Genomic DNA, 23,977 nt, shown 5'->3' with positions numbered 1-23,977 from the left:
GAGACACCGTGCCCGACCTGCACGCGCTCTACCGCGACCTGCACCAGCACCCCGAGCTGTCGCTGCAGGAGTTCCGCACGGCCGGTGTGCTCGCGGAGGCGTTGCGGCCGTTGGGGTACGAGGTCACGGCCGAGGTCGGCGGCACGGGTGTGGTGGGCGTGCTGCGCAACGGCGACGGCCCGGTCGTGATGCTGCGCGCGGACATCGACGCGCTGCCCGTGGAGGAGGCGACGGGACTGCCTTACGCCTCAACGGTCCGCGCGACCACATCGGACGGTGCGGACGTGCCGGTGGCGCACGCGTGCGGGCACGACATGCACGCCACGTGTCTCATCGGAGCGGCCGCACGGCTGGCGGAGTCCCGTGCGGAGTGGTCCGGGACGCTGCTCGTGGTGTTCCAACCGGCCGAGGAACTGGGCCGCGGCGCACGGGACATGGTCGCCGACGGCCTGTTCGACCGCTTCGGCACACCGGAGGTCGTGCTGGCGCAGCACGTCAGCCCGTTGCCCGCCGGGATGATCGCGCACGGCAGCGGCCCGCTGATGGCGGCCTCCGACTCGGTGCGCGTCACGTTGTTCGGGCGCGGCGGCCACGGGTCCGCGCCGGAGACCGCCGTCGACCCGGTGCTGATGGCCGCGCACACCGTCGTACGGCTGCAGGGCATCGTCGCGCGCGAGATCGCGCCATCGGAACGTGCGGTCGTCACGGTCGGGCGCATCCAGGCGGGCACCAAGGAGAACGTGATCCCGGAGACGGCCGAGATCGGCGTCAACATCCGGACGTTCAACGAGCACGTGCGCGGCATCGTGCGCGCCGCCGTCGAACGGATCGTGCGTGCCGAGGCCGCCGCTTCCGGTGCGCCGCGCGAGCCCGAGTTCGACTGGTACGACGGCACTCCGGTGCTGGTGTCCGATCCGGACGCGACCGCGCGGACGGTGGCCGCGTTCGCCGAGCACTTCGGCGCGGGCAACCTGATCCCCGGCGCGGTGGTCAACGCGAGCGAGGACGTCGGCGTGTTCGGGACGGCGGCGGGCGTGCCGACCGTGTTCTGGTTCCTCGGCGGCACGGACTTCAGCACGCGGCAGGACGGCCGGCCCGTGGCGATGAACCACTCCCCCGAGTACGCGCCGGACGTCGAGCCGACGCTGACCACCGGGGTCGACGCGCTGGTCGTGGCCGCGCGGACGTGGCTCAGGTAGCCGCGATCCCGTCGTACATGAGGCGCCGCAACGCCTCGCTCTGCGCCGCCTGCGACTCCGGCGTGCGCAGCGAGGAGATCGCCGTGCCGAGGATCATGCCGTTGATCGCCCTGGCGGTGTTGTCGACGTCGAGGTCGGCGCGCAGGTAACCCAGTTCGACGCCGTGCGAGAGGTACGCGGCGGTCAGCGCGGCGGCGAGGTCGAACAGGTCGAGGATCCGCTCGGCCATCGCGCGGTCGATGCCGGGCGCCTCGAACAGCAGCAGGCGCGGCACGCGGGGGTCCTCGCCGAAGATCCGGCCGAGCGCCTCGCCGATGCGCGCGGACTGCTCGCGGTACTCGGCGAGCGTCGACACCGCGTCCGGGGCGTTCTCCGCGGTGAGCGCCCCGGTGATGCGCGCGACCAGCTCGTCGACGACGTGGTCGACGATGTCCCGCTTGTTCTGGAAGTAGCGGTAGAACGTGCCGTGCCCGATGCCGAGGCGCGTGGCGACGTCGGCGATGCCGGTGGCGTGGTAGCCGCGCTCGGCGAAGCAGTCGAAGGCCGCGTCGATGATCTCGCGGCGCAGCTCCTGCTTCTTGCGCTCGGCGCGGCTGACGGGCTCGGCACTGGACGTCATGCGGCCAAGTCTATGACCTGCGGAGTCTTGCGATCACGCGCGGAACTGACATACGGTTCCGAAACTGACACGAGATTCCGTTCAGGCTCGGGAGGTCGGGGATGCACGACGCGGTGATCGTCGGGGCCGGGTTCGGCGGCATGGGTGCGGCGATCGAGCTGAAGCGGCTCGGGCTGCACGACCTCGTGGTCCTGGAGCGGGAGGACGACCTCGGCGGCACGTGGCACGTGAACCGCTATCCGGGGCTCGCCGTCGACATCCCGTCCTCGACCTACTCGTACTCGTTCGAGCCGAACCCGCACTGGTCACGGCTGTTCGCGCCGGGCGAGGAGCTCAAGCGGTACGCCGAGCACGTGGCCGTGAAGTACGGCCTGCGGCCGCTGATGCGCTTCGGGGTGACGGTGACCGGCGCGCGGTGGCGGGGTGACCACTGGGAGGTGCGCGCCGGCGCGGAGACCATCGCCGCGCGCTACCTCGTGACCGCCACGGGGTTCCTGTCGATGCCGAAGACGCCGGACATCGACGGCATCGGGTCGTTCGCGGGCGAGGTCGTCCACACCGCCGCCTGGGAACCCACCGACCTGACCGGCAAGCGCGTGGCGATCATCGGCACGGGCGCGACGGCGGTGCAGCTGATCCCGGAACTGGCCCGGCAGGCCGCGGCGCTGACCGTCTACCAGCGCACGCCGATCTGGGTGAGCCCGAAGCCCGACTACCCGGTTCCTCCGGCCGTGCGGAGGGTGTTCGCACGGCTGCCGTTCGCGCAGCGGGTCGTGCGCTGGGTGGGCAACGCGGTCCTCGAGCTGATGATGATCTCGGGGGTGGTGCGCTACAAGCAGTTGCGGGTGGTGAACCGGCTGGCGGAGCGGTGGTGCCGGGCGCACCTGCGGCGGCAGGTGCGCGATCCCTTGTTGCGGCGCCGGCTCACGCCCGACTACTCGTTCGGCTGCAAGCGGCCGACGTTCTCCAACGACTACTTCCGCACGTTCACGAAGCCGCACGTGCGCCTGGAGACCTCGGCGATCGACCGGGTGGACGCGTCCGGGATCGTCACGGCCGCGGGTCGCACGGACGTCGACGTCCTGGTCCTCGCCACCGGCTTCAACCTGTGGGACACCAACTTCCCGGCGTTCGAGGTGATCGGGCGCGACGGCAAGGACCTGGGCGCGTGGTGGCGGCAGCACCGGTTCCAGGCCTACGAGGGCGTGACGGTGCCGGGGTTCCCGAACTACCTGTCGCTCAACAGCCCCTACTCCTACAGCGGACTCTCGTACTTCACGACGATCGAGTGCCAGATGACGCACATGCGACGGCTGTTCACCGCGATGCGCGCGCGAGGATCAGCGTTCTTCGAGGTCACCCAGCGGGCCAACGACGAGTTCCTCGACCGGATGCGCACGAAGGTCGTGGAGAACACCGTGTTCTCACTGGGACAGTGCGCCACGGCCCACAGCTACTACTTCAACCAGCACGGTGAAGCCACCCTGCTGCGGCCGACCTCGACGGTGAGCGCACGCCGGGCCGCGCGCAGCTTCCCGTTGGCGGACTACGACTTCTCCGGGCGGGGGTCCTCCGTGATCGACGACACGGCGGCGACGTCGAGCCGGCGCTTCTAGTCTGAGCCTCTCAACGGCGAGAGGCACTCATGAAGAAGCAGGCGTACGCGGTGGCCGCGGTCGTGGACTCGATCGCGGCCACCGTGCGCGGCGCAACCTCCGTGCGCCCTGTGACGAAGACCGCACTGATGCCCGCACTGGCCGTCGCCAGCCCACCCCGGGACGCGGGCATGGCCGTGGGCCTCGCGGGTTCCTGGGCAGGCGACATCGCCCTGCTCGGAGACTCGGACAAGGCCTTCCGAACAGGCCTTTTCAGCTTCCTGGCCGCCCACCTCGGCTACACGGCGGCCCTGGCCCGCCGCTCCACCCCCGGTTCCCGCCGCCTGGTCGTCCCGATCGTCGCGGCGTCGACCGCGGGCGCACTGGCGTTCGCGAAGGCGGCCGGCCCGATGGGCAAACCGGTGGGCCTCTACGCCCTCACACTCGGCACGATGGTGGCCGCGGCCTCCACGGCCCGAGGCCCCGGTGCACGCCGCGTTTTCGGTGGTGCGGCGCTGTTCGCGCTCTCCGACGGCCTGCTCGGCGCCAGTCGGTTCGTCCTCAAAGGACGTGCCGCGCGCGTGGCGTCGGCCGGGGTCATGCCGACCTACGCGGCGGCGCAGTGGCTGCTGCACACGGGGTTCCGGGAGTCCGACGGGTGACCCCCGTGAAAACTCGGTGGAACCCCCGTGCTAACGTTCTTCATGTCGGAACGAGCAAGGCTCCGACGTGGATTAGGCGCCGCTAGCTCAGTTGGTTAGAGCAGCTGACTCTTAATCAGCGGGTCCGGGGTTCGAGTCCCTGGCGGCGTACACCGGAGAAGCGGGTCAACTGTCGAGTTGGCCCGCTTCTCCGTTTTCCGGGGCACTCATCCCGATTCTCCCGTTCGCGTGCGGCGGCGAAGACTCGCAGGCCCCGTTCTCCGGCTGGCAGGATGCGGTGCGGGGGGGTCGTGCCCGGCGGACGCGCGTTCCCCTTTCCCGGCCCGAGGATTGGACGCAATGGGACGCTCGTCGGTGTTCACCTTCCAGTACATCGCCATCGACACGGAGGCCGGTGTCACGCCGGAGGAGTTCGAGACCTTCGTGCGTGCCGAAGGCGTTCACCTGCCCCTGTACCCGGGGTGGCGGTGGACCCTGCTGCGCGGGTTGCGCGGCGAGCGGACCGGGCAGTACCTGATGTTGTACGAGATCGAGAGCGCCGAGCAGCGCGACCGCTACGTGACGGCTCGAGGTGAGCAGACCGAGGAGGCCAGGGCGTTCTGGGCGCGGCACCCCGAGGCGGAGGCCGTGTTGGCGCGCTGGCGGCGGCTGGGCACGTTCGGTGAGCTGCCGACGTTGTTCACCGACTACCGGCTGCTCGCCGACAACCCGCGGAGCACGGTCGCGCCCGGCCCCCGGTACCGCGACCGGCCCGGGGAGGCCCCGGTCGCCCGTGTCGTCGGGATCCACAACCTCGCGTTGCGCGCCGGTGTGACCGAGGAGGTGTTCGACCGCTTCATCGCCGAGAACCACCACCGGATCGACGACTACCCGGACTGGCGGTTCCACGTGCTCAAGGGCGAGCGGGGCAACCGCCTCGACCAGTACGTGATGATGATGGAGATCGCGAGCCTGGACGCGCTGGACGTCTTCTACCCCGAACCCGACATCGCCACCGGGGAGGCCGCGGTGTTCGCGGCCGCCCACCGCGACACCAAGCAGATGTACGAGGAGTGGAAGCAGCTCGCCTCGTTCTCGGGCTCGCCGCAGATCTACACCGACTACCTCGCCGTCGCGGAGAACCCGGCCTGACCTCCGCTTCAGTCGATCCGCAGTCCGTGCCCGAACGCGAACAGCGGGTCGTCGTACCCGGCCACGTCCTCGTGGTGCCGGCGCACCTGCTCCATCGACCGCGGCAGGTCGAACGGCAGCCGTCCCTCCGGCGCGATCACCCCCGACACCGCGTCCGCCAGGGCCTCGTCGTTGGTGCCGTAGCTGACCACCACCGTCGACGCGACCTCCAGCAACGGCGTCAGGACGGCGGGCCGGTCCAGCGTCACGTCGAGCACCAGCGGGCACGGGATACGGGCCAGGCGGGAGGCGAGGCCCGGCGGGAAGTCGAGCGAACCCTGGTGGAACCACGACTCCAGGAACAGGTCGGACCGCGGGTCGAACGGCGCCATCAGGCGGATCAGCGCGACGTCGGCCTCCTCCGGGGTCGCCACCACGGTGCCGAGGCGCGCGGCGGCCTCGGGTGAGACGTTCTCCACGTACAGCTTGAGTCCGGAAGCGAGCGGCAGGCGGGCCGTGTCCGAACCCAGCGTCAGCACGGTGACCGAACGGGCCTGCGCGCGGTGGCCCTCGTCGCGGAAGTCCTGGCGTCCCACCACTTCGGCCGCCCGGTCCTCGTCGACGTACGGGTCGTCGAAGAGTCCCAGGTGGAACTTCAGGGCGAGGATCCTGGCGGCCGACTCGTCCACGCGGTCCTCGGTGACGCGGCCCTGGGCGACCAGGTCCAGCAGCACCTCGACGCACTCCTCGCCGCCGAACTGGTCGGCGCCCGCTTGAAGGATGAGCTCCATGCGGCCGTGGGCGTCCAGGTGTTCGACGCCCCAGGCGCGGGCCGGGAGGACCTTGTCGCCCACGTGGTTGTCCATGACCAGTTCCCAGTCGGTCAGGACGACGCCGGCGAAGCCCAGGTCCTCGCGGAGCATGCCGGTGACGACCTGACGGTTGTAGCCGAAGCCGACCTCGTCGATCGCGGTGCCGTCCACCTCCAGGCCGACCGGCATGCCGTAGTACGGCATCACGGCGGCGGTGCCGGCGTCGACGACCGCGCGGAACGGGGCCAGGTGGTCGGCGAAGCGGCCGCCGGGGTAGACCTGTTCGCGGCCGTACGGGAAGTGCGCGTCCTCGCCGTCCTTCTGCGGGCCGCCGCCCGGGAAGTGCTTGCTGGTGCAGGCGACGGAGTCCGGGCCCAGAACAGGTCCCTGGAAGCCGCGCACGTACGCCACGGCCAGATCGGAGGTCAGGGTGCTGTCCTGGCCGAACGTGCCCGCCTGCCGCGCCCAGCGCGGTTCGGTGGCGAGGTCGATGGCCGGGTGCAGGGCGTAGCGGATGCCGACGGCCACGTACTCCTGGCGGGCGATGTCCGCGAACCGCTGCACGAGGGACGGATCGCGCAACGCCGCGAGGCCCAGCGACTCGGGCCACTGCGAGAAGGCCTTGGCGCTGAAGGAGGCGCCGGCGTTCTCGATGAACGCGTGCCGCGGGTCGGTGGAGATGGTCACCGGGATGCCGTGCGGGGTGCTCTCGGCGATGCGCTGGAGGTTGTTGTGCCAGCGCGCGGCCATCCGGGCGTCGTGCAGGGCGTGCACGTTGAAGTGCGACAGGTGTTTGCCCGTCACGACGACGGTGGTGGGCGACTTGCTGATGTCGCCCGGTGCCTCCTTCACCGTGCCGTCCGCGCCCGCCTCGATGACGGTGTGGAACAGCAGGCCTGCCTTCTCCTCCAACGACAACCGGGCCAGCAGGTCCGCCACGCGGTCGGCGACGGGCAGGCGCGGGTCCTCGTAGGGGTCCATCACGCCGTTGCCGTTGAGGTCGCGGTACTCGACGCCGTCCTCGGAAATCAGCCGCACGGGCCGCATGCCAATACCTCCGTAGCTGTTCAGACTCGGCTCGCGCCGAACTCCTCCACGCCGATCACCGGTCGCAGCGCGCGTTCCACGGCCGGGGTCGCGAACGCGCGGCGGATCACGTCGCGGCAGAGGACGTTCCCGATCGCTCCCATCACCATCGCCTGGTCGAGGGAGAGGTAGCGGCGGGCGATCGTGCCCGACCGCACGGCCACCGCGTCGAAGAAACCGCCGGTGCCGTACGCGCGGAGGTCCTCCTCGATGCGGACGAGGTTCGTGTACGCCTCGTCGCGTTCGTGCATCATCGCGAGGAACGCCGCGTGTGGCGTGACGACACCGTCGCCGAACGCCGGTGTGGGCGCGGTGGCGGGCCGGCAGGTGCCGAACCCGATGTCGTAGTTCGTCATCTCCTGGTCGGAGAAGTACCCGTTGGCGCCGTTGCCCGGTTCGTTGCCCGGCCCCATGCCGAGCGCGTCGACGCCGTACTCGCGGTAGCCGCCGGCCGGGTTGCTCGACGGGCTGAAGCCCCAGAAGCCGTACTTCGCCTCGACGAGGCCGTGCTCGCGCTGCGCCCGCACGTGCAACGGGTGGTTGCGGCCCCACGACCGCGGCGCCCATCGGGCCTCCGGCACGAACACGTCCGGCATGAGCTCCTCGAACATCGATCCGCCCCAGCCAGGCACGATCTTCATGCCGCGGTACGGGTACGCGCCCTCGAACACCTCGATGCCGTAGTACGTCCGGGTCTCCCCCACCGGCTGCGTCTCGTGCCACGACCAGTCGCACGACGCCGGGAACGTCCGCCACATCGCGAAGTACTGCTTCGGCGGGATCTGGCCGGTGATGATGCCGAGGTAGCTCGTGATGCGGGTCTCGGACACCGTGGTGTCGTAGTGGTGCGTGGTCAGCCAGACGGGCTCGCCGACGATGTGCGTGCCCTGGTAGACCCCGCCGGGCCGGTCGTGGTCGAACGGGAAGAACCCGCCGTGGATCAGACCTCCCGGGCGCACGGGGTGCGCGGGGTCGTCGCCGGGGTTGTAGAACGCGTCCCAGCGCATGCGGGAGAAGATCCGGCGGGCGAGTCCCGCGGCGGCGCGGTCGGCTCCCGCCACGACGAGCAGGGCCGCGCCGAGCCAGCCGTTGTCCACGCTGGAGCAGAACGGGTGCACGACGGCACCGGTGCCGGGCCAGGCGCGCAACGCCTTCCCGGTCGCCTCGTCGTACCAGTTGAAGTACATGCCGCTGGCTGCGTGGTGCTCCATCCGCTCCACTGTGGACAGCGTGCGGATCAGCCGGGCGGAGGCCTCGCCCGCCGAGATGAGGCCCAGCTCGCGGGCCACGACCGTCGACCACAGGTAGCCGCCGATGTTCGTCGGCGACGTGTAGCCGGAACGGTCGGAGGCCGCGAGCGACTCGGGGATGTTGTCGGCGGGCAGGCCGGTGTTCGACGGGGTCATGGCGACGAGGCTGCGCCAGGTGTCCTTCGCCCAGCGCCGCACTCGGACGGGGTCGACGGTGCGGGTGGCGGCCAGGGCGGACGACGGGACCGCGAGGGCGGCCGCGCCCGCGACGAGCAGGGTTCGGCGGGTGATCCTGGCTGGCGATGTCATGTGAGTCCCCTTTGGACGTTCACTTGATGCCGGTGGTCGCGATGCCTTCGATGAAGCGCCGCTGGAAGACGAGGAACACGAGCAGCACCGGCACGACGACGATGGTCGCCCCGGCGAGGAGCAGGCCGTACTGGATCGAGTTCTGGCCGGTGGAGTACAGGGCGAGCGCGACCGGGAGCGTGTACTCGCTCTCCTGCTGCGCCACCACCAGCGGCCACAGGAAGTTGTTCCAGCTGCCGAGGAACGTGAGGATGCCGAGCGTGGCGAGCGCCGGTCCGCACAGCGGCAGGACGATCCGCGCGAAGATGCGCAGCTCGCCGGCGCCGTCCACCCGTCCGGCGTCGAGCAGGTCCTTCGGCAGCCCGACCATGAACTGGCGCATCAGGAACACGCCGAACGGCGACACGAGGAACGGCAGGATCAACGCCGGCAACGAGTTCGCCAGGCCCGCGTTGACCACGAGCACGTACAACGGGACGAACGTCACCACGCCGGGGATCATCAGCGTCGCCAGGACGACCCCGAACAACGCCCGCTTGCCCTTGAACTCGAGCATGGCGAGCGCGTAGCCGACCATCGAGCAGAAGAGCAGGTTCCCCAGCGTCACCAGCACGGCCACGATCGCCGAGTTGAGGAAGTACGTGCCGAACTGCAGGCGCGAGAACAGCTGCGTGAAGTTGTCGAGCGAGGCGGACTCGGGCCACCACGTGGGCGGGTTCGACCGGATCTCGCCCTCGCCCTTGAAGCTGCCGAGCACCATCCAGGCGAACGGGGAGACCACGACGACGAGCGCCACGCTGAGCGGGACGTAGAGCCACCAACGGTTTTGCCGGTTCACGTCAGCTCCTCTCCCGCAGCAGGCGGAACTGCAGGGCGGTCACGACCGCGATGACGACGAAGATCAGGTAGCTCATCGCCGAGGCGTAGCCGTAGTTGCCGAACCCGAACTGCCGGTAGGTGTACATCGACGCGGAGATCGTCGAGTTGAGCGGCCCGCCGTTGGTCATCACGTACGGCTCCTCGAAGAACTGCAGGTAGCCGATCGCCGTGGTCACCGACACGAACAGCAGGGTCGGGCGCAGCAGCGGCAGCGTGATGTGCCGGAACCGCCGCCACGACCCGGCGCCGTCGATCGACGCCGCCTCGTGCAGGGACGCGGGGACGGCCTGCAGCCCTGCCAGGAAGATGATCATCGCGGTGCCGAAGTTGCGCCACGCGGCCATGAGGATCAGCGCGGGCATCGACCAGTCCGGGTCGCCGAGCCAGTTCGGGCCGTCGATCCCGATCCAGCCGAGCGCGGTGTTGATCAGGCCGAACTCGTCCTGCAGCAGGAACCTCCACACCACGGCGACCGCGACGATCGACGTGATCACCGGGGTGTAGAAGCCCAGCCGGAAGAACGCGCGGAACCGCGTGATCCCCTTGTCCAGCACCACGGCGGCGGCGAGCGCGATCAGCAGCGTGAGCGGCACGCCGACCAGCACGAAGTACGCGGTGTTCGCCGCCGCCGTGCGGAACAGCGGGTCGGCGAACGCCTGCGCGTAGTTGTCGAGCCCGACGAACTCCACCGCGAACGGCGTGCGCAGGTCGCGGTTGCGCGTGTCGGTGAAGCTCATGAACAGCGACTGGAGCACCGGCCACGCGGTGAAGATCCCGAACAGCAGGCAGAACGGCAGGACGAACAGCCACGCCGCCCGTCCCGCCGCGACGGACGACCTCACTTGCCGGTCCCGATGGAGTCGGCGGAGGCCTGCGCCGCCTTCAGCGCACCGCCCGCGTCGGCACCCGAGCGGGCCACCTTCTCGACCTCCGTGTCGAGTGCGGTGATCGCCTGCTCCCACGTGGCGAAGGTCGGCGGCGCCTGGGCCGTGTCGAGCTGCTTGCCGAACGCGGCGAGCTTGGTGTCCGCGGTGAGCGCGGGGTCCTGCCAGACGCTCTTCACCGACGGCAGGTCCGTCGAGGACTGGTACCACTTCACCTGGGTCTTGGCGTCGGCGAGCCAGGTCACGAACTTCCAGGCGGAGTCGCGGTTTTTCGTCTGCTTGAACACCACGAAGTCGGAACCACCGACGAAGCTGGACGACGTCTTCTTGACCGGCATCGGCACGACGTCGTACTTGTCCTTGAAGTCGGCGCCACCGATCTTCTCGACGGCGGACATCATCCAGGGGCCTGAGATGAACATCGGCACGCGGCCGCTCACGAAGTCCGGTTCGGTCGTGGGCTGCGCGGGCGCCTCCTTGTCCGCGATGCCCTCGGAGAAGTACGAGCCGTAGTACTCGAGCGTCTCCTTCATCTCCGGGCTGTCGAAGTTGTAGGCGCCGTTGTCGTTCTTCGTCAGCTGCGCGCCGTTGGACCACGCGAAGGGCAGGAGCGTCTGCCACGAGCCGGTGCCACCGGCCTGCAGCCCGATGCCGAACTTGGCGCCGGCCTTGGTCTGCATGGCCTTGGCCATCTCCTTGAGGCCCGCCCAGTCGTTCGGCGGCTTGTCGTAGCCCGCGGTCTTGGCGAGGTCCTTGCGGTAGTAGAGGAGCCTCGTCTCGACGTACCAGGGGATCCCGTACGACGTGCCGTCCACCTCGGTCGTCTTCTGCGCGCCGTCGAAGAAAGCGCTCTTGTCGATCGAGGACGGCGTCGGGTCGAGCGCGTCCATGCCCGCGAACTCACCCATCCACGTCGAGCCGACCATGGCCGCGTCGGGGGTCTGGCCCGCGGTGATCGCCGAGGTGAACTTGTTGTGCGCGGCGTCCCACGGGATCGCGGTCACCTGGACGTCCACGCCGGGGTTCGCCTTCTCGAACTCCTCCGCGAGCGCCGGGAGCTTCTCGCCCTCGGCACCCATGGCCCAGACGGTGATGGTGCCGGTGGCGGGTCCCTGCGAGATGTCGGCACCCGCCTGACCTCCCGCCTTCTCGTCACCGCGGCCGCAAGCGGCCAGCACCAGCACGAGGGCTGCCACCCCCGCGAGCGTCTTGGAAGTCGTGCGCGCCATTGCTCCTCGCTCCCTCTTGGCGTTCGGTCGGGTCGGGTGGTGATCAGGTGCAGCCGCAGGACGAGCGCACCACCAGCTGGGTGGGCAGCGTCTGCGCGTGGCCGAGCGGCGGTTCCCCGCTCACGAGCTCGTGCAGGCGGTTCGCGGCCAGCGCGCCGAGCTCCTGGACGGGCTGGCGGACGGTCGTGAGGCCGGGCCGCACGTACCGCGCCGTCATCACGTCGTCCCAGCCGACCACCGCGAGGTCGCCCGGCACGTCCCGGCCGGCGTCCTGCAGCGTCGTCATGATCGACAACGCGAGTTCGTCGTTGGCGCACATCAGGGCGTCGGCCTCGTGCTCGCCGCGCAGCAGCCGCCGGGCGAACGCGGTGCCGTCGGCCTCGCTCGGCGCGACCCGGACGGGATCGGCGGGCTCGAGACCGCGGTCGCGGTGCGCGGCCACGAAACCGGCGTGCCGGTCGCGGTGGTCGGGACCGCTGTCCGGGTCGCCGACGAAGAGCACCCGCCGCCTGCCGTGGTCCAGCACGTGGCCCGCGAGCTCCCGCGCGCTCTCCAGGTTCTCCGCCGCGACCGCCTCGACGCCGACGCCCGCCTCGCCGGCGATGACGACCACCGGTTTCATGTCGCGCAGCAGCCGCACCACGCTGTCCGGGATCGCCGACGACCCGAGCACCGCGATGGCGTCGACCCTGGTGGCGAGCTGCCGCACGGCCGCGGGCAGGTCGGTGCGGCTGCCCGCGAGCACCAGCACCACGGACTGGGCGAGCTCGGCCGCCCGCGCCTCGAACCCCATGAGCAGCTCGGCGTAGTAGGGACCGGCGAGCTCCGGCAGCACCAGGCCGTGCGCCTCGTGGTGGCGGACGGCGAGGCTGCGGGCGGCGCCGAGCGGCACGTACCCCAGCTCGTCGACGGCGGTGAGCACCTTCTGGCGGGTGGTCTCGGCGACGACGGCGCCGCCCTTGAGCACGCGCGAGACGGTGGCGATCGACACCCCGGCGCGCTCGGCGACCGAGTAGATCGTCGCTCCCGAGGCCTTGACCTCGGGAGACGCCTGCTGCTTCGCCATCGTGCCGCCCCGCCTGGTTGATGTAAGCGCTTACATGCCCACTGTTTATGTAAGCGCTTACATGCGCCTGTTTCGGCCAGGTTAGGCACAGGTGTGCGCCGGGCACAAGGGCGGGCATGCGGCGAGCACCCGCCTGAGCCTGCGAAAGCCGCAGGTCAGACGGGTGCTCGATCGGTCCAGATCTCTATTCGGCAGTGAAGACCATCGAGTGCCAGCCGGTGGCGCCGTCCGGGATGGGCGCGGCCCGGTCGTTGGTCTGGGTGAGCCCGTTGCGGTCGGTGGCGCGGCACTCGACGGTGTGGTTGCCGGGCGCCACGTCCAGCTCGATCCGCCACATCCGCCAGGTGTCGACGTTGACCTCCCTGCTCAGCGTCGCCTGCTGCCACGGGCCGCCGTCGATCCGGACCTCGACCTTGTCGATGCCGAGGTGCTGGGCCCACGCGATGCCCGCCGCGACGAACCGGCCCGCCGGCGCGCGTTCGAACGACTTCGGCCGGTCGATCCGCGACATCACCTTGACCGGGGCCTTCTTCGCCCAGCCGCGCTGCGCCCAGTACGGGTCGAACGCGTCGAAGGTGGTGAGCTCCATGTCCACCAGCCACTTCGTCGCCGAGACGTAGCCGTAGAGGCCGGGCACGACCATGCGGACCGGGAAGCCGCGCTCGAGCGGCAACGCCTCGCCGTTCATCCCGATGGCCAGCATCGCGTTCGAACCCGGGGCCATGATCGACGAGACCGGCGTGCCGCACGTCCAGCCGTCCACGCTGCGGGTCGCGAGCTGATCCGCACCGGACCGCACGCCCGCGTCGCGCAACAGGTCGGCCAGGTCCACGCCGATGAAGTTCGACGTCGAGATGTACGGGCCGCCGACCTCGTTCGACACGCACACGAGCGTGATGGTCTTCTCCAGCAGCGGACGGCGCAGCAGGTCGTCGTAGGTCAGCACCATCTCGTTGTCCACCATGCCGTGCACGCGCATCCGCCAGTCCTCGGCCCGCAGCCGGGGGATGCTGAGCGCGGTGTCCACGCGGTAGAACTTCTCGTTGGGCGTCAGGAACGGCGGCGTGCCCTCGCGTGCGAAGTCCGCGTCGAACGGGATCTCCGGCGCCTTGCGCCCCGGCCGCAACGCGATCCCGCGCCGCGAGGCCTCGACGTCCACCCGTCCGGCGAGCAGCTGCCCGCCCACTCCCGCGACGGCGGCGCCCGCCGCTACTGCCGCCGTCGACAGCAGGAACCTCCGCCTGCCGGGTGCTTCGGCGGGCTCGCGGGACCACAGCCAGCGGAACGCGGCCATCCCGACCAGGAGGCTCGTCACCGGGGCGAGCACCGCCCACGCGCTCGCCGTGGGCCGGGCCAGCACGGCGGCGATGCCGACGAGCCCGAGGACGCCGGCCAGCGCGGTGCCCGGCCACGGACTGCGCCGGGACAGCAGTCCCGCCACGACCCCGAGCCCCGCGAGCACGACCGCCATGCCCGCGAGCAGCACGACCTTGTCGTTCTCGCCGAACGTGCGGATCGCGAAGTCCTTGACCGGGTGCGGTGTCAGGTCGATCGCGGTGTTGCCGACCGCGAGGAACGGCGAGGCCAGCGGACTCACCAGGCCGGCGACGAGATGGCCTGCTGCCAGAGCCGCGGCCACGGACACGAGGCCGATGAGGATGGAGCGTGTTGCCTTCACACAAGGGATTCGAGACAGCACGCTGGGTGGATTGGCCCGCCGGAAAATCCACAGTGGACTTTCCGGACAGCACTGCAGGCACCCACGCCGGTGGCGCGGGTGCCTGCAGTGTCACGCGTGAAGCGTCAGGCGGGCATCAGGACCGAGTCGATGAGGTAGACGGTCGCGTTGGCGGTCTTCACGCCACCGCAGATCACGTTGGCGTCGTTTACCTTGATGGCGTTGCCCGAGCCGGTGACCTTGACGGTGCCGGTCTGCACGGTCTTCTGGTCGCCGGCGATCTTGTCGGGCGCGATCTGGCCGGGGACGACGTGGTAGGTCAGGATCTTGGTCAGCAGCGCGTCGTCGGTCTTGAGCGTCTCGATCGTCGCCGGGTCGATCTTGGCGAACGCGGAGTCGACCGGCGCGAAGACGGTGAACTCGGCGCCGTTGAGCGTCGAGACCAGGTTGACCTTCGGGTTGAGCTTGCCGGACACGGCGCTGACCAGCGTCGTGAGCAGCGGGTTGTTGCTCGCGGCGACGGCGACCGGGTCGGCGGCCATGCCCGCGACGGAACCGGCGCCGGACGGGACCTGCTTGGCGTAGTCGGCACAACCGGGGCCGACGAGGTTCGCGGCCGGGTCGGCCATCGCCGAGGACGACGCCGCGGTCGAGGTGGGGGCGGCGCTCGACGAGGTGCCGGTGCTGGCCATGTCACCCGAGCCGCACGCTGCGCCGAACAGGGCGAGCGAGGCGGCGCCGAGGGCGAGAACGGTGTTGCGGACGGTCTTGTTCATGACGGACATCTCCAAGGGTGATCGAGCAGTTGCTGCTCGTGATTCGCCGCCCCTCGGGAAGCGGATGGGTGCGGTTATGAATCCGTTACCCGGCACCGTCCACAACGGACTCACCGCGCTGCTGGAAAGACAGTCTGTGTGATTGCGCATTCAGGACCGATCCATCGGCGTCCCGGCTGCGAACACCAGAGGAGAAGACCGGAGAGAGGACCTGGGATGCCAGAGCGTGAGCGGGCGCTGCAAAGCCTGCAGAGCACTCCGCGTGACGTCGGCCCGAGCGCCGACGACCTGCTCACCCTGGTCGCACGGGGTGACGAGGCCGCGTTCGAACGGCTCTACGACGTGGTGTCCGGCTCGGTGTTCGGGCTGATCAGACGAGTGGTGCGGGACCAGGCGCAGTCGGAGGAGGTGTTCCAGGAGGTGATGCTCGAGGTGTGGCGGACCGCGACCAGGTTCGATCCCGAGCGGGGCAGCGCCACGACCTGGATCCTCACGCTGACGCACCGCCGCGCCGTCGACCGCGTCCGGTCCGCCCAGGCCGCCTCGCACCGCGAGGACCGCGCCGCCCGCCTCGACCCGGCGAGGCCGTTCGACGAGGTCAGCGAACAGGTCAACGGCCGCCTGGAACAACGCCAGGTGCGCCGGTGTCTGAGCTTCCTGACCGAACTGCAGCGCGAGTCCGTGCTGCTCGCCTACTACCAGGGCTATTCCTATCCGGAGGTCGCGAGTCTGCTGGGCATACCGCTCGGCACCGTGAAGACCAGGATGCGCGACGGCCTGATCCGACTGCGGGACTGCATGGGGGTGACCGGATGAGGACGACATCCGCTGATCTGCACACGCTCACCGGCGCCTACGCCGTGAACGCGTTGTCCGACGCCGAACGGGAGGCCTTCGAGGCCCACCTGACCGGCTGCGAGAGCTGCGCGGTCGAGGTGGCCGAGCTCGCCGCCACGGCCGCGCGCCTCGGCCTCGCCGTGGAGGCACCGCCGCCGCCCCAGCTGCGCGCCAGGGTGCTCGCCGCCGCGGCCGAGACCCGGCAGCTCTCCCCCCACCCCGTGCGCCTGCGCAAGCCGCGGCGTGCGCGGTGGGCCGGCGCACTGCTCGCCGCCGCCTGCCTCGTCGCCGCCGTCTTCGTGACGGTCCAGTACACGGGCACGTCGGACCAGGAACGGCAGCTGGCGCAACTGTCCAGCGAATACAGCAGGTTCGCCGACTTCCTGTCCACACCGGACGCGAGGCTGATCAACGGCACGGCCCCGAACGGCGCCTCCGGCACCGCGGTCGTGTCGGCGAGCCGCGACGAGGCGCTGTTCCTCGCGAAGAACCTGCCGGACGCGCCCGACGGGCACACCTACCAGCTCTGGCTGATCGACGGCGCGAACGAGAAGCACTCGGCCGGGTTGCTCGGTTCCAGATCCGCGCCGGTGGTGATCAGCGGGCTGACCGGTGCCAAGGAGGTCGCGCTGACCGTGGAGCCGACGGGAGGGTCCGAGCAGCCGACGACGCCCGCGGTGATGGCCATGCCGCTCGCGTGAACCAGGGCCGTGGCTGTCCTGGATGCCTGCCAGCATGCGGCGCATGATCGGACGTTGGCACGGCCTGGTGATCGACTGCCCTGATCCGCAGGCCCTCGCGGAGTTCTACGAGAAGCTGCTCGGCATGGTCCGGGTGCAGGACGACGGGGCGTTCGTCGTCATCGGCGACGCCCCGGACCGACCCGGCGTGGCGTTCGCACGGGTCGAAGGGTGGGTACCGCCCCGGTGGCCGGCCGAAACCGCCCAGATGCACTTCGACGTCCGGGTGGAGGAACTTTCTTCGGCCGGCGCGGAGGTGCTGGCGCTGGGGGCACGCCGGCTCGAAGGGGGTGGCGAGCGGTTCCACGTCTACGCGGACCCCGCCGGCCACCCCTTCTGCCTCGTCAGCTGGTAGGCCGGCGGAGCCGGGCGCGCATCACGTGCGCGTCCAGCGGCAGCGCGTGCTTCTCGACGAGGTCGAACCCGGCCTCGTCGAGCAACGCGCGGTAGTGCGATTCGGTGCGCTCCCGGCCGCCCGTGTTGCACAACATGTGGATGTCCCAGGGGATCGCGAGGGAGTCGGCCTCGCCGTTCTCCGGCAGCAGGCGCTCGATCACCAGGATCTCGGCGTGCGCGGGCATGTTCCGCGCGCACGTCGCGAGGATCGTGCGGCACTGCTCGTCGTCCCAGTCGTGCAGCACGCGCGACAGCAGGTACACGTCACCGGTGGCCGGGACGGACTCGGTGAAGTCGCCGGGGACGAGGGTGACGCGGCCCGCGAGGTCGGCCAGGCGCGGTTCCGCCGCGGCCAGCGCGTTCGGCAGGTCCAGCAGGACGCCGCTCAGGTGCGGGTTGGCGTGCAGCACGCGGGACAGGAGTTCGCCGTTGCCTCCTGCGACGTCCACGACCGTGCGGGCGCCGGAGAAGTCGACGAGCTTGGTGACGCCGGTGAACATGGCGTTGCTCGCGGCCATGGACCCGTGGAACAGCTCCGCCAACGCCGGATCCGTTGCCATGTGGGCGAAGTGGTGGGCCCCGAACGCCTTCGCGTACGACTCCTCCCCGCTGCGGACGGCCTCCGTGAGCTCGGCGAACGAGAGGTAGAACGGGCCGCCGTACATCAGGGCGAGCGGGCGCATCGAACCCGCCAGGTCCGACCGCAGCAGCTCGCCGAGGTCGGTGAGGCGGTGCCGGTCGCCGGAGACGTGCACGACCCCCAGCGAGGCGAGGTAGCGCAACAACCTCGCCAGGCTCTGCGGCTCGGTGCCGGTGGCCTCCGCGAGACCGGGGAGGTCCTCGATCGTCGCGAGGTGGTCGAGCAGCCGGAGCTCGGCGGCGGACGCGATCGCCTGGGTCGCCCACGCGCCGGTCAGCAGGCGCAGCAGCTCCGTGCCGGCGCAGGACTCGCGCTGGTGCAGCGACTGCAGCTGCGGGAACCGGCCCGCGGCGATCAGCTCCAGCCGGCGGAACGCGGGATCGGCGCAGTGCGCGTCGCGGAAGTAGAGGACCGAGTTGTTCTCGTAGCCGTTGTAGCCGCCGCCGTCCGGGCGCATGACGCCGGTGATCATCGTGCGGAGTCCGCGCAACAGCACGGGATCCGGCCGGCGCACGGCCAGCGCGACGTGGTTCTCGCGTTCGTGGCGGCGTTCGTCCTCCGCGATGTGCGCCAGCTCGGGCGGCGTCACCATCACGAAGATCTCCAGCTCGCACGGCCAGCCGTTGCGGTCGGGCACGGGTGCGCGCAGGATGCCGACCTTCAGGTCCGCGACGGGCACGGAGTAGCGGGCACTCAGCCGTTCCCGGACGACGACGCTCGGCGTCATCGTGCCGACCTCGAGGCCGAGCCGCGCGAGCTCGTCCGTCAGCCCCACCAGGGTCTCCGGGAAGATCAGCAACGCGGCGTGGTCGAGGGCGGCGTGCCGGGTCACGGCGGCGCGCTGGTCGGCGGGCAGCGACGGCACGGCGGCGGCGAGCGCCGAGTGCGTGTCGTGCCTGCCGATGAGGGAGATCGCGGCGGTCAGCCGGCCGAGGTCGGCCGCGGCGATGATGCGCGTGGTTGTTGCAGAGGTCATGGTGGCGGTTCCCGGTGGCTCAGATGCCGACGTAGTGCTCGGCGAAGAAGTTCTGGTGGGCGCGGCAGTCGCGCAGGCTGTGCAGCCGGGCGCGGCGGAGGGCGCGGTGGAAGTCGTCGTCCGGCGCGTGGAGGAGGTCGATCATCCAGCGCGAGAACTCCTGCGCCCGCCAGACGCGGGGCAGGCAGGTGCGCGAGTACGCGGCCAGCGGCCGTTCGTCGTCGTTGTGCAGCAACGAGATCAGGGCGGAGGCGAGGACCTCGGCCTCCATGATCGCGAGGTTGGCGCCCTTGGCGGCGGACGGGCTGATCAGGCTCGCCGCGTCGCCGACGAGGAACAGCCTGTCGTGCTGGATCCGGTCGGAGACCTCGGACCGCAGCCGCACGACCCGTCGTTCGGTGATCGGGCCCTCTTTGAGCTGACCGAACTCGTCGACGCGCATCCGGGTGCGCAGTGCCGCCCAGATCCGGTCGTCGGTCCAGGTCTCCGGGTCGTCGCCGGGTGGGACCTGGAGGTAGTACCGCGTCACCTCGGGGCTGCGCGCCATGTGGCCCGCGAAGCCGTCGTCGTGGATCGCGTAGGTCACCGCGGCCATGCTCTGCGGTGCCTCGGCGAGCACCGCGAGCCAGCTGACGCCGTGGTCCTGGGTGAGGCGCGGACCCGGCACGGCCCGCCGCGTCACGCCGTTGCTGCCGTCGCACCCGGCCAGGAATCGGCCCGTCGCAACGCTGTCGCCCTGTTCACCGCGGTAACGGATCGTCGCCGTACCGGAATCGACGTCCGTGACGGTGGCGCCGAAGCGGATCTCGCCGCCGCGGTCCAGGTACTCGGCGACCAGGTCCGTGACGAGGTCCTGCTGCGGGTACACCGTGTGCACCTCGCCCTGCCCGAGGCGGGAGTAGTCGAGCTCGAACTCCCCGTCCTCGCCCCGGAAGGCGCAGACGCCGTGCGATCGTCCTTTGTGGAGCAATCCGGCGCCGAGGCCGTGCTCGACGAGGACCCGCGCACTGTTCGGTCCCAAAAACCCAGCCCTGGCACGGGTTTGCACCTGTTCGCGACTGGCCCGCTCGACAATGAGGGTGCCGATTCCTTGCGCCTGCAACAGGTTTCCTAACACGAGCCCTGCCGGCCCCGCGCCCGCGATGAGCACGGTGGTGTGGTCGACCACGCCTTCTGGTCCTCTCTGCGGATCCATTTTCGGCAGCACTGGACAACAGCCACACGGGCGCGTGCGCGCGGCTCGCCGAGGACCAAGATCATGATCACTCCATCGTGTCCGAACGGAACCGCGCGGTACCGGATCACCGGTCCCGCTGTCGTTGTCCGAAAACGGACAAAGGTCGGCCGAAACGCCCGCCCGGTCCGCGGGCCGCTGGTTTCCTCGGAGCAGAGACCGAACTTGGGGGAGTTCACATGCGCAAGAAGTTGTTCGGCGTGCTCACAGCAGGTGTGGCGGTCGCCGTGGTGGCCGCCGGCCCGTCCGCCGCGGACCCGGCACCGGCACTGATGCAGCCCGATCCGGCGCTCGCCTTCCTGCCCGCCGAGGTGAAGATCGACCAGGCCGCCGTCGAGCGCGGCCGCGAGATCCGCAAGCAGGCCAGGGAGAAGGCGCGCGTGGCCGCGAAGAGCGCGGGCGCGCCGCTGACCTACGCCGAGAAGGAGACCGGCCAGGGCGCCAACGACGCGCCCGCGCGGGCCGAGCACGTGGCCGGGTTCGGCACGGGCCGGGGCAAGAACCCGAAACTCGCGCTGACCGGCACGCTCGCGGGCGATCCCGCGCTCCCCGTGGTGCCACCGCCCGCCGAGACCAACGACGCCATCCCGCTCGCGAACGCCATCAGCACGCCCGTGCGGACCAGCGGCACGATCGGCGACGGCCCGTACGGCAGCGGGGGTGACGGCACCGGCGACCACGACTTCTTCAAGGTCACCGGCGGCGCGGCAGGCACCCTCGTCACCGTCGAGACGGACACCCCGTCCGGCGGCCTGGACACGCTCCTCGCCGCGTTCGACGCGCAGGGCCGGCTGCTGGCCGAGCACGACAACCTCGCGGGCACCACGGACAGCAGGCTCCAGCTCTCCGTGAACGCCGGACAGGACGTGTACGTGATGGTGGCCGCCGCCGGACCGGGCGGCATCCCGGCCGATCCGCTGACGCCGGGCACCGGCAAGCGCGTGCTCACCGAGGGCGCGTACGACCTGACCGTCACGACCGGGTCGGAGCGTCGGGACGCCGACCACTTCTCGGTCGACCTGAAGGCCGGTGACGTGCTGGGCGCGTCGGCCGCGGGCAAGGCGACCAGGGTCGTCGTGCACGACCCGGCCGGACGCGAGGTCTTCGGTTCGTCGCAGGACTTCAGCTTCCTGTACGCCGAGAACTCGCCGATGCCCGCCGGGGGCAACGCCGTCGCGGACTTCGTGGCACCGAGGGACGGCCGCTACACCGTCGGCGTCGAGAACGGCGACGGCGCGTACGACGTCACCGTCGAGGCCTACCGCCCCGGCTCGGAGCTCAACCAGCGGCCCGAGGTCCTCACGCTCTTCCTGGACTTCGACGGCGCGCGCGTCAACACGCGGATCTTCGGCAGCGACCCGACCGCGGGCAACAAGGACCTCTCGCCGTTGAAGAAGTTCCTGCCCGGCTGGGGCCTCTCCGACGCCGACGAGAACAAGCTGATCGACGGCGTCGTCGCGACCGTGCGCGAGAACATCGAGAAGGACCTCGCCGCCAAGGGCACCAACAACCGCTTCGCCGTGCGGATCCTGAACAGCCGCGACCACGCCGACCCGTGGGGGCAGCGCAACGTCAGCCGCGTGGTCGTCGGCGGCTCGATCGCCGAGTCCGGCATCCAGACCGTCGGCATCGCGCAGTCGATCGACGCGGGCAACTTCGGCAAGGAGGAGACCTCCCTGGTGCTGCTGGACATCCTCAGCGCGCCCGCCGCCCAGACGAGCACGTCGCTGAACCGCTACATCACCCCGGCCAGCGACAAGGTCGCGTTCATCGGCCGGGCGATCGGCAACATCACCGCGCACGAGGCGGGCCACATGTCCGGCAGCTGGCACCAGGACCAGTTCAACGCGCTCGACGCGATCATGGACCAGGGCGGCAACCCGAAGGGCATGTTCGGTGTGGGCCCGGACGCCGTCGGCGGCACGGCCGACGACGTCGACGTCGACTTCCACGAGGACGTGCTCAACCCCAACGAGGGCTTCACCGGGATCGAGGACTCCCTCAACCGCACCGCGTGGGCGTACACCAGGGGCGCCAACTGACGGTCCGATTCCCGCCAGACCGCGGGCGGTGATCGCGGCAGGCTGATCCGCATGGGATCACTCGAAGACAAGGCGGCTCTCGTCACCGGCGGGAGCCGCGGGATCGGGGCCGCGGTGGCCGGGAAGCTCGCCGCACTCGGCGCACGCGTCGCGGTCACGTACCAGAACACCAAGCCGGACAACGGTTTCGCCATCCGGGCGGACAGCGCCGACCCGGACGCCGTGGTGGCCGCGGTCGAGGAGACCGCGGTCCACTTCGGACGGATCGACGTGCTGGTGAACAACGCCGCGGTCTTCCAGGTGGGACCGCTGGAGGACCTGGGCGCGGCGGAGTTCGACCACACCATGGCCGTGAACGTGCGTGCGCCCTACCTGGCGGCACGCGCCGCGGCACGGCACATGGGCCAGGGCGGCAGGATCATCAGCATCGGCAGCAACGTCGCCGTGCACGCGCCGTTTCCCGGCTTCGCCCTGTACTCGGCGAGCAAGACGGCGCTGATCGGGATGAGCAAGGGACTCGCGCGCGACCTGGGTCCGCGGGGCATCACGGTGAACGTGGTCAACCCCGGTCCGACGGACACCGACCTGAACCCGGCCGACGGGCCGATGGCGGAGCAGATCCGCGGCCTGACGGCGTTGGGGCGCTACGGAGAACCGGAGGAGATCGCCGCGGTGGTCGCGGCTCTGGCTGGAGAGGCCGGTGCGTACGTCACCGGCGCCAGCATCAACGTCGACGGCGGTTTCACCGTCTGACAGCGGCTACGCCCAGGTCACGGGCAGGGCGTGGACGCCGTAGATGTTCATGTCGGTCCTGAGCCTCACCTCGCGCGCCGGCACCGCGAGGCGCAGGCTCGGGAAGCGGCGCAGCAGTCCCTCGAAGCCGGCGCGCATCTCGATGCGGGCCAGCTGCTGCCCCAGGCACTGGTGCACGCCGTGGCCGAACGCCAGGTGCCCGCGGGCGTTGCGGTGCACGTCGAGGGTGTCGGCGTCGTCGTAGCGGTCCGGGTCGTGGTTGCCCGCGAGCAACGACAGCACCACCATCGACCCCTCGCGGATCGTCTCGCCGAAGAACTCGATGTCCTCTGCCGCGTAGCGGAAGAAGACGTCGGCGACGGCCAGGTAGCGCAGCAGTTCCTCGACGGCCTCGGGGACGAGCGACGGGTCGGCGCGCAACGCCGCCAGCTGGTCCGGGTGCTCCAGCAACGCGAAGGTGCCGAGCGACAGCATGTTCGCGGTCGTCTCGAACCCCGCGAGCAGCAGCAGGAACGCCATGCCCGTCAGTTCCTCGAGGCTCAGGTCCTCGTCGCGGGCCAGGTCCGACAGCAGGTCGTCGCCCGGCTCCGCGCGCTTGGCGGCGACCAGCTCGTACAGATAGGTGTTCATCGCCATGTACGCGGCCATCTTGTCCTCCAGCGTCACCTGGCGTTCCATGAACTTGGAGGAGTTGTGCTGGAACGTGTCGCGGTCGGCGTACGGCACGCCGAGGATCTCGCAGATCACCAGCGACGGCACGGGTAGCGCGAACTCCTTGACCAGGTCGACCGGCGGGGTGAGCTCCGCCAGCGCGTCCAGCTGCCGCTCGGTGATCTCGACGATCTGCTCCTCCAGCGCCTTCATCCGCCGGACGGTGAACGCGCCGGTGAGCTTGCGGCGCAACCGGGTGTGGTCCGGCGGGTCCATGCTGATGAAGAGACCGGGCGTCTGCGGGACGGGTTCGGTCTGCTCGGGCATGCCCGGCGTCGGGAACGGCACGTGGATGATGCCGAGGTCCTGCCGGCTGCTGAACCTGGTGTCCGCCAACGCCTGCCGCACCGCGTCGTAGCCGGTGATCAACCAGCCCTCGTGGCCGTCGGGGAAGAGCATCGGGCTGACCGGGCGCGTCGCGCGCACCGCGGTGATCTGGCTGGGCGGGTCGAACGGCGTGACGTCGCGGTCCATGGGAAGGCCGTGCAACATCG

At 70.6% G+C, this 23,977-nt stretch carries 21 protein-coding genes and 1 tRNA gene; 10 read left to right on the top strand and 12 right to left on the bottom strand.

The annotated features are described in order from the left end of the window. The first annotated feature begins 8 nt into the window (after positions 1–8). Complete coding sequence (locus ABZX02_RS16870) at positions 9–1,199, top strand: amidohydrolase (protein ID WP_355299030.1); 1,191 nt, start codon at positions 9–11, stop codon at positions 1,197–1,199. Here ABZX02_RS16870 and ABZX02_RS16865 read toward each other — a convergent pair. Further along, positions 1,192–1,818, bottom strand: coding sequence for a TetR/AcrR family transcriptional regulator (locus ABZX02_RS16865; protein WP_355299028.1), 627 nt, complete (start codon positions 1,816–1,818; stop codon positions 1,192–1,194). The two genes, ABZX02_RS16870 and ABZX02_RS16865, sit on opposite strands and share 8 nt — an antisense overlap. A 101-nt stretch (positions 1,819–1,919) precedes the next feature. Between ABZX02_RS16865 and ABZX02_RS16860 the strand changes: the two genes are divergently transcribed. The 4 genes from ABZX02_RS16860 (at position 1,920) to ABZX02_RS16845 (ending at position 5,206) form a co-directional block, all read left to right on the top strand. Beyond that, positions 1,920–3,434 carry an NAD(P)/FAD-dependent oxidoreductase gene (locus ABZX02_RS16860; RefSeq protein WP_355299027.1) on the top strand — a complete coding sequence of 505 codons (1,515 nt, stop codon included), beginning with the start codon at positions 1,920–1,922 and terminating at the stop codon, positions 3,432–3,434. Between the two features lie 29 nt (positions 3,435–3,463). Further along, complete coding sequence (locus ABZX02_RS16855) at positions 3,464–4,075, top strand: lysoplasmalogenase (protein ID WP_355299025.1); 612 nt, start codon at positions 3,464–3,466, stop codon at positions 4,073–4,075. Positions 4,076–4,151: 76 nt separating this feature from the next. After that, positions 4,152–4,225 (top strand) — tRNA-Lys (locus tag ABZX02_RS16850). Between the two features lie 189 nt (positions 4,226–4,414). Then, complete coding sequence (locus ABZX02_RS16845; RefSeq protein WP_355299024.1) at positions 4,415–5,206, top strand: hypothetical protein; 792 nt, start codon at positions 4,415–4,417, stop codon at positions 5,204–5,206. An 8-nt stretch (positions 5,207–5,214) separates the two neighbouring features. Here the strand turns inward: ABZX02_RS16845 and ABZX02_RS16840 are convergent, their stop codons facing one another. From ABZX02_RS16840 to ABZX02_RS16805, 8 genes are all read right to left on the bottom strand, one after another. Continuing rightward, positions 5,215–7,035: a glycoside hydrolase family 3 N-terminal domain-containing protein gene (locus ABZX02_RS16840; protein WP_355299023.1), complete on the bottom strand. Its 1,821-nt coding sequence runs from the start codon at positions 7,033–7,035 to the stop codon at positions 5,215–5,217. Positions 7,036–7,064: 29 nt separating this feature from the next. Further along, entirely contained in the window at positions 7,065–8,642 is a 1,578-nt protein-coding gene (locus ABZX02_RS16835) for a glucoamylase family protein (protein ID WP_355299021.1), read from the bottom strand. Positions 8,643–8,661: 19 nt separating this feature from the next. Beyond that, complete coding sequence (locus ABZX02_RS16830) at positions 8,662–9,480, bottom strand: carbohydrate ABC transporter permease (protein ID WP_355299019.1); 819 nt, start codon at positions 9,478–9,480, stop codon at positions 8,662–8,664. A gap of 1 nt (position 9,481) precedes the next feature. Next, positions 9,482–10,363, bottom strand: coding sequence for a sugar ABC transporter permease (locus ABZX02_RS16825; protein ID WP_355299018.1), 882 nt, complete (start codon positions 10,361–10,363; stop codon positions 9,482–9,484). Continuing rightward, positions 10,360–11,634 carry a sugar ABC transporter substrate-binding protein gene (locus tag ABZX02_RS16820; protein WP_355299016.1) on the bottom strand — a complete coding sequence of 425 codons (1,275 nt, stop codon included), beginning with the start codon at positions 11,632–11,634 and terminating at the stop codon, positions 10,360–10,362. Before ABZX02_RS16820 ends, ABZX02_RS16825 begins: the two co-directional genes overlap by 4 nt. A gap of 43 nt (positions 11,635–11,677) precedes the next feature. After that, positions 11,678–12,700, bottom strand: a complete 1,023-nt coding sequence (locus tag ABZX02_RS16815) for a LacI family DNA-binding transcriptional regulator (protein ID WP_355299014.1) — start codon at positions 12,698–12,700, stop codon at positions 11,678–11,680. A gap of 184 nt (positions 12,701–12,884) precedes the next feature. After that, on the bottom strand, positions 12,885–14,378 hold the full coding sequence (locus ABZX02_RS16810; RefSeq protein ID WP_355299012.1) for a molybdopterin-dependent oxidoreductase: 1,494 nt from the start codon (positions 14,376–14,378) through the stop codon (positions 12,885–12,887). A 125-nt stretch (positions 14,379–14,503) separates the two neighbouring features. After that, on the bottom strand, positions 14,504–15,154 hold the full coding sequence (locus tag ABZX02_RS16805) for a fasciclin domain-containing protein (protein ID WP_355299010.1): 651 nt from the start codon (positions 15,152–15,154) through the stop codon (positions 14,504–14,506). Between the two features lie 216 nt (positions 15,155–15,370). On the opposite strand from ABZX02_RS16805, the gene sigK reads away from it, so the two are divergent. The 3 genes from sigK to ABZX02_RS16790 are packed head-to-tail and all read left to right on the top strand — an operon-like array spanning position 15,371 to position 17,086. Then, positions 15,371–15,970, top strand: a complete 600-nt coding sequence (gene sigK, locus ABZX02_RS16800) for an ECF RNA polymerase sigma factor SigK (protein ID WP_355299008.1) — start codon at positions 15,371–15,373, stop codon at positions 15,968–15,970. Further along, positions 15,967–16,692, top strand: coding sequence for an anti-sigma factor (locus ABZX02_RS16795; protein ID WP_355299006.1), 726 nt, complete (start codon positions 15,967–15,969; stop codon positions 16,690–16,692). The genes sigK and ABZX02_RS16795 overlap by 4 nt, the downstream gene beginning before the upstream one ends. Before the next feature lie 43 nt (positions 16,693–16,735). Next, positions 16,736–17,086 carry a VOC family protein gene (locus ABZX02_RS16790; RefSeq protein ID WP_355299004.1) on the top strand — a complete coding sequence of 117 codons (351 nt, stop codon included), beginning with the start codon at positions 16,736–16,738 and terminating at the stop codon, positions 17,084–17,086. Here ABZX02_RS16790 and ABZX02_RS16785 read toward each other — a convergent pair. Both ABZX02_RS16785 and ABZX02_RS16780 read right to left on the bottom strand, forming a co-directional pair. Beyond that, positions 17,076–18,743 carry a methyltransferase gene (locus tag ABZX02_RS16785; protein WP_355299002.1) on the bottom strand — a complete coding sequence of 556 codons (1,668 nt, stop codon included), beginning with the start codon at positions 18,741–18,743 and terminating at the stop codon, positions 17,076–17,078. The two genes, ABZX02_RS16790 and ABZX02_RS16785, sit on opposite strands and share 11 nt — an antisense overlap. A 19-nt stretch (positions 18,744–18,762) precedes the next feature. Beyond that, complete coding sequence (locus ABZX02_RS16780) at positions 18,763–19,938, bottom strand: 4-hydroxybenzoate 3-monooxygenase (RefSeq protein ID WP_355299000.1); 1,176 nt, start codon at positions 19,936–19,938, stop codon at positions 18,763–18,765. Positions 19,939–20,156: 218 nt separating this feature from the next. Here ABZX02_RS16780 and ABZX02_RS16775 point away from each other — a divergent pair, with 218 nt between their 5' ends. Both ABZX02_RS16775 and ABZX02_RS16770 read left to right on the top strand, forming a co-directional pair. Next, complete coding sequence (locus tag ABZX02_RS16775; RefSeq protein WP_355298998.1) at positions 20,157–22,019, top strand: hypothetical protein; 1,863 nt, start codon at positions 20,157–20,159, stop codon at positions 22,017–22,019. A gap of 51 nt (positions 22,020–22,070) precedes the next feature. Continuing rightward, a complete protein-coding gene (locus ABZX02_RS16770; protein ID WP_355298996.1) occupies positions 22,071–22,772 on the top strand; it encodes an SDR family oxidoreductase in 702 nt (233 codons plus the stop codon). A gap of 6 nt (positions 22,773–22,778) precedes the next feature. Here ABZX02_RS16770 and ABZX02_RS16765 read toward each other — a convergent pair whose 3' ends face one another. Continuing rightward, a complete protein-coding gene (locus ABZX02_RS16765) occupies positions 22,779–23,975 on the bottom strand; it encodes a cytochrome P450 (protein WP_355298994.1) in 1,197 nt (398 codons plus the stop codon). Between the last annotated feature and the right edge of the window lie 2 nt (positions 23,976–23,977).

The organism is Lentzea sp. NPDC003310, from assembly GCF_040610935.1.
GTDB lineage: Bacteria > Actinomycetota > Actinomycetes > Mycobacteriales > Pseudonocardiaceae > Lentzea.
This window is presented reverse-complemented; position numbering and strand designations above follow the sequence as displayed.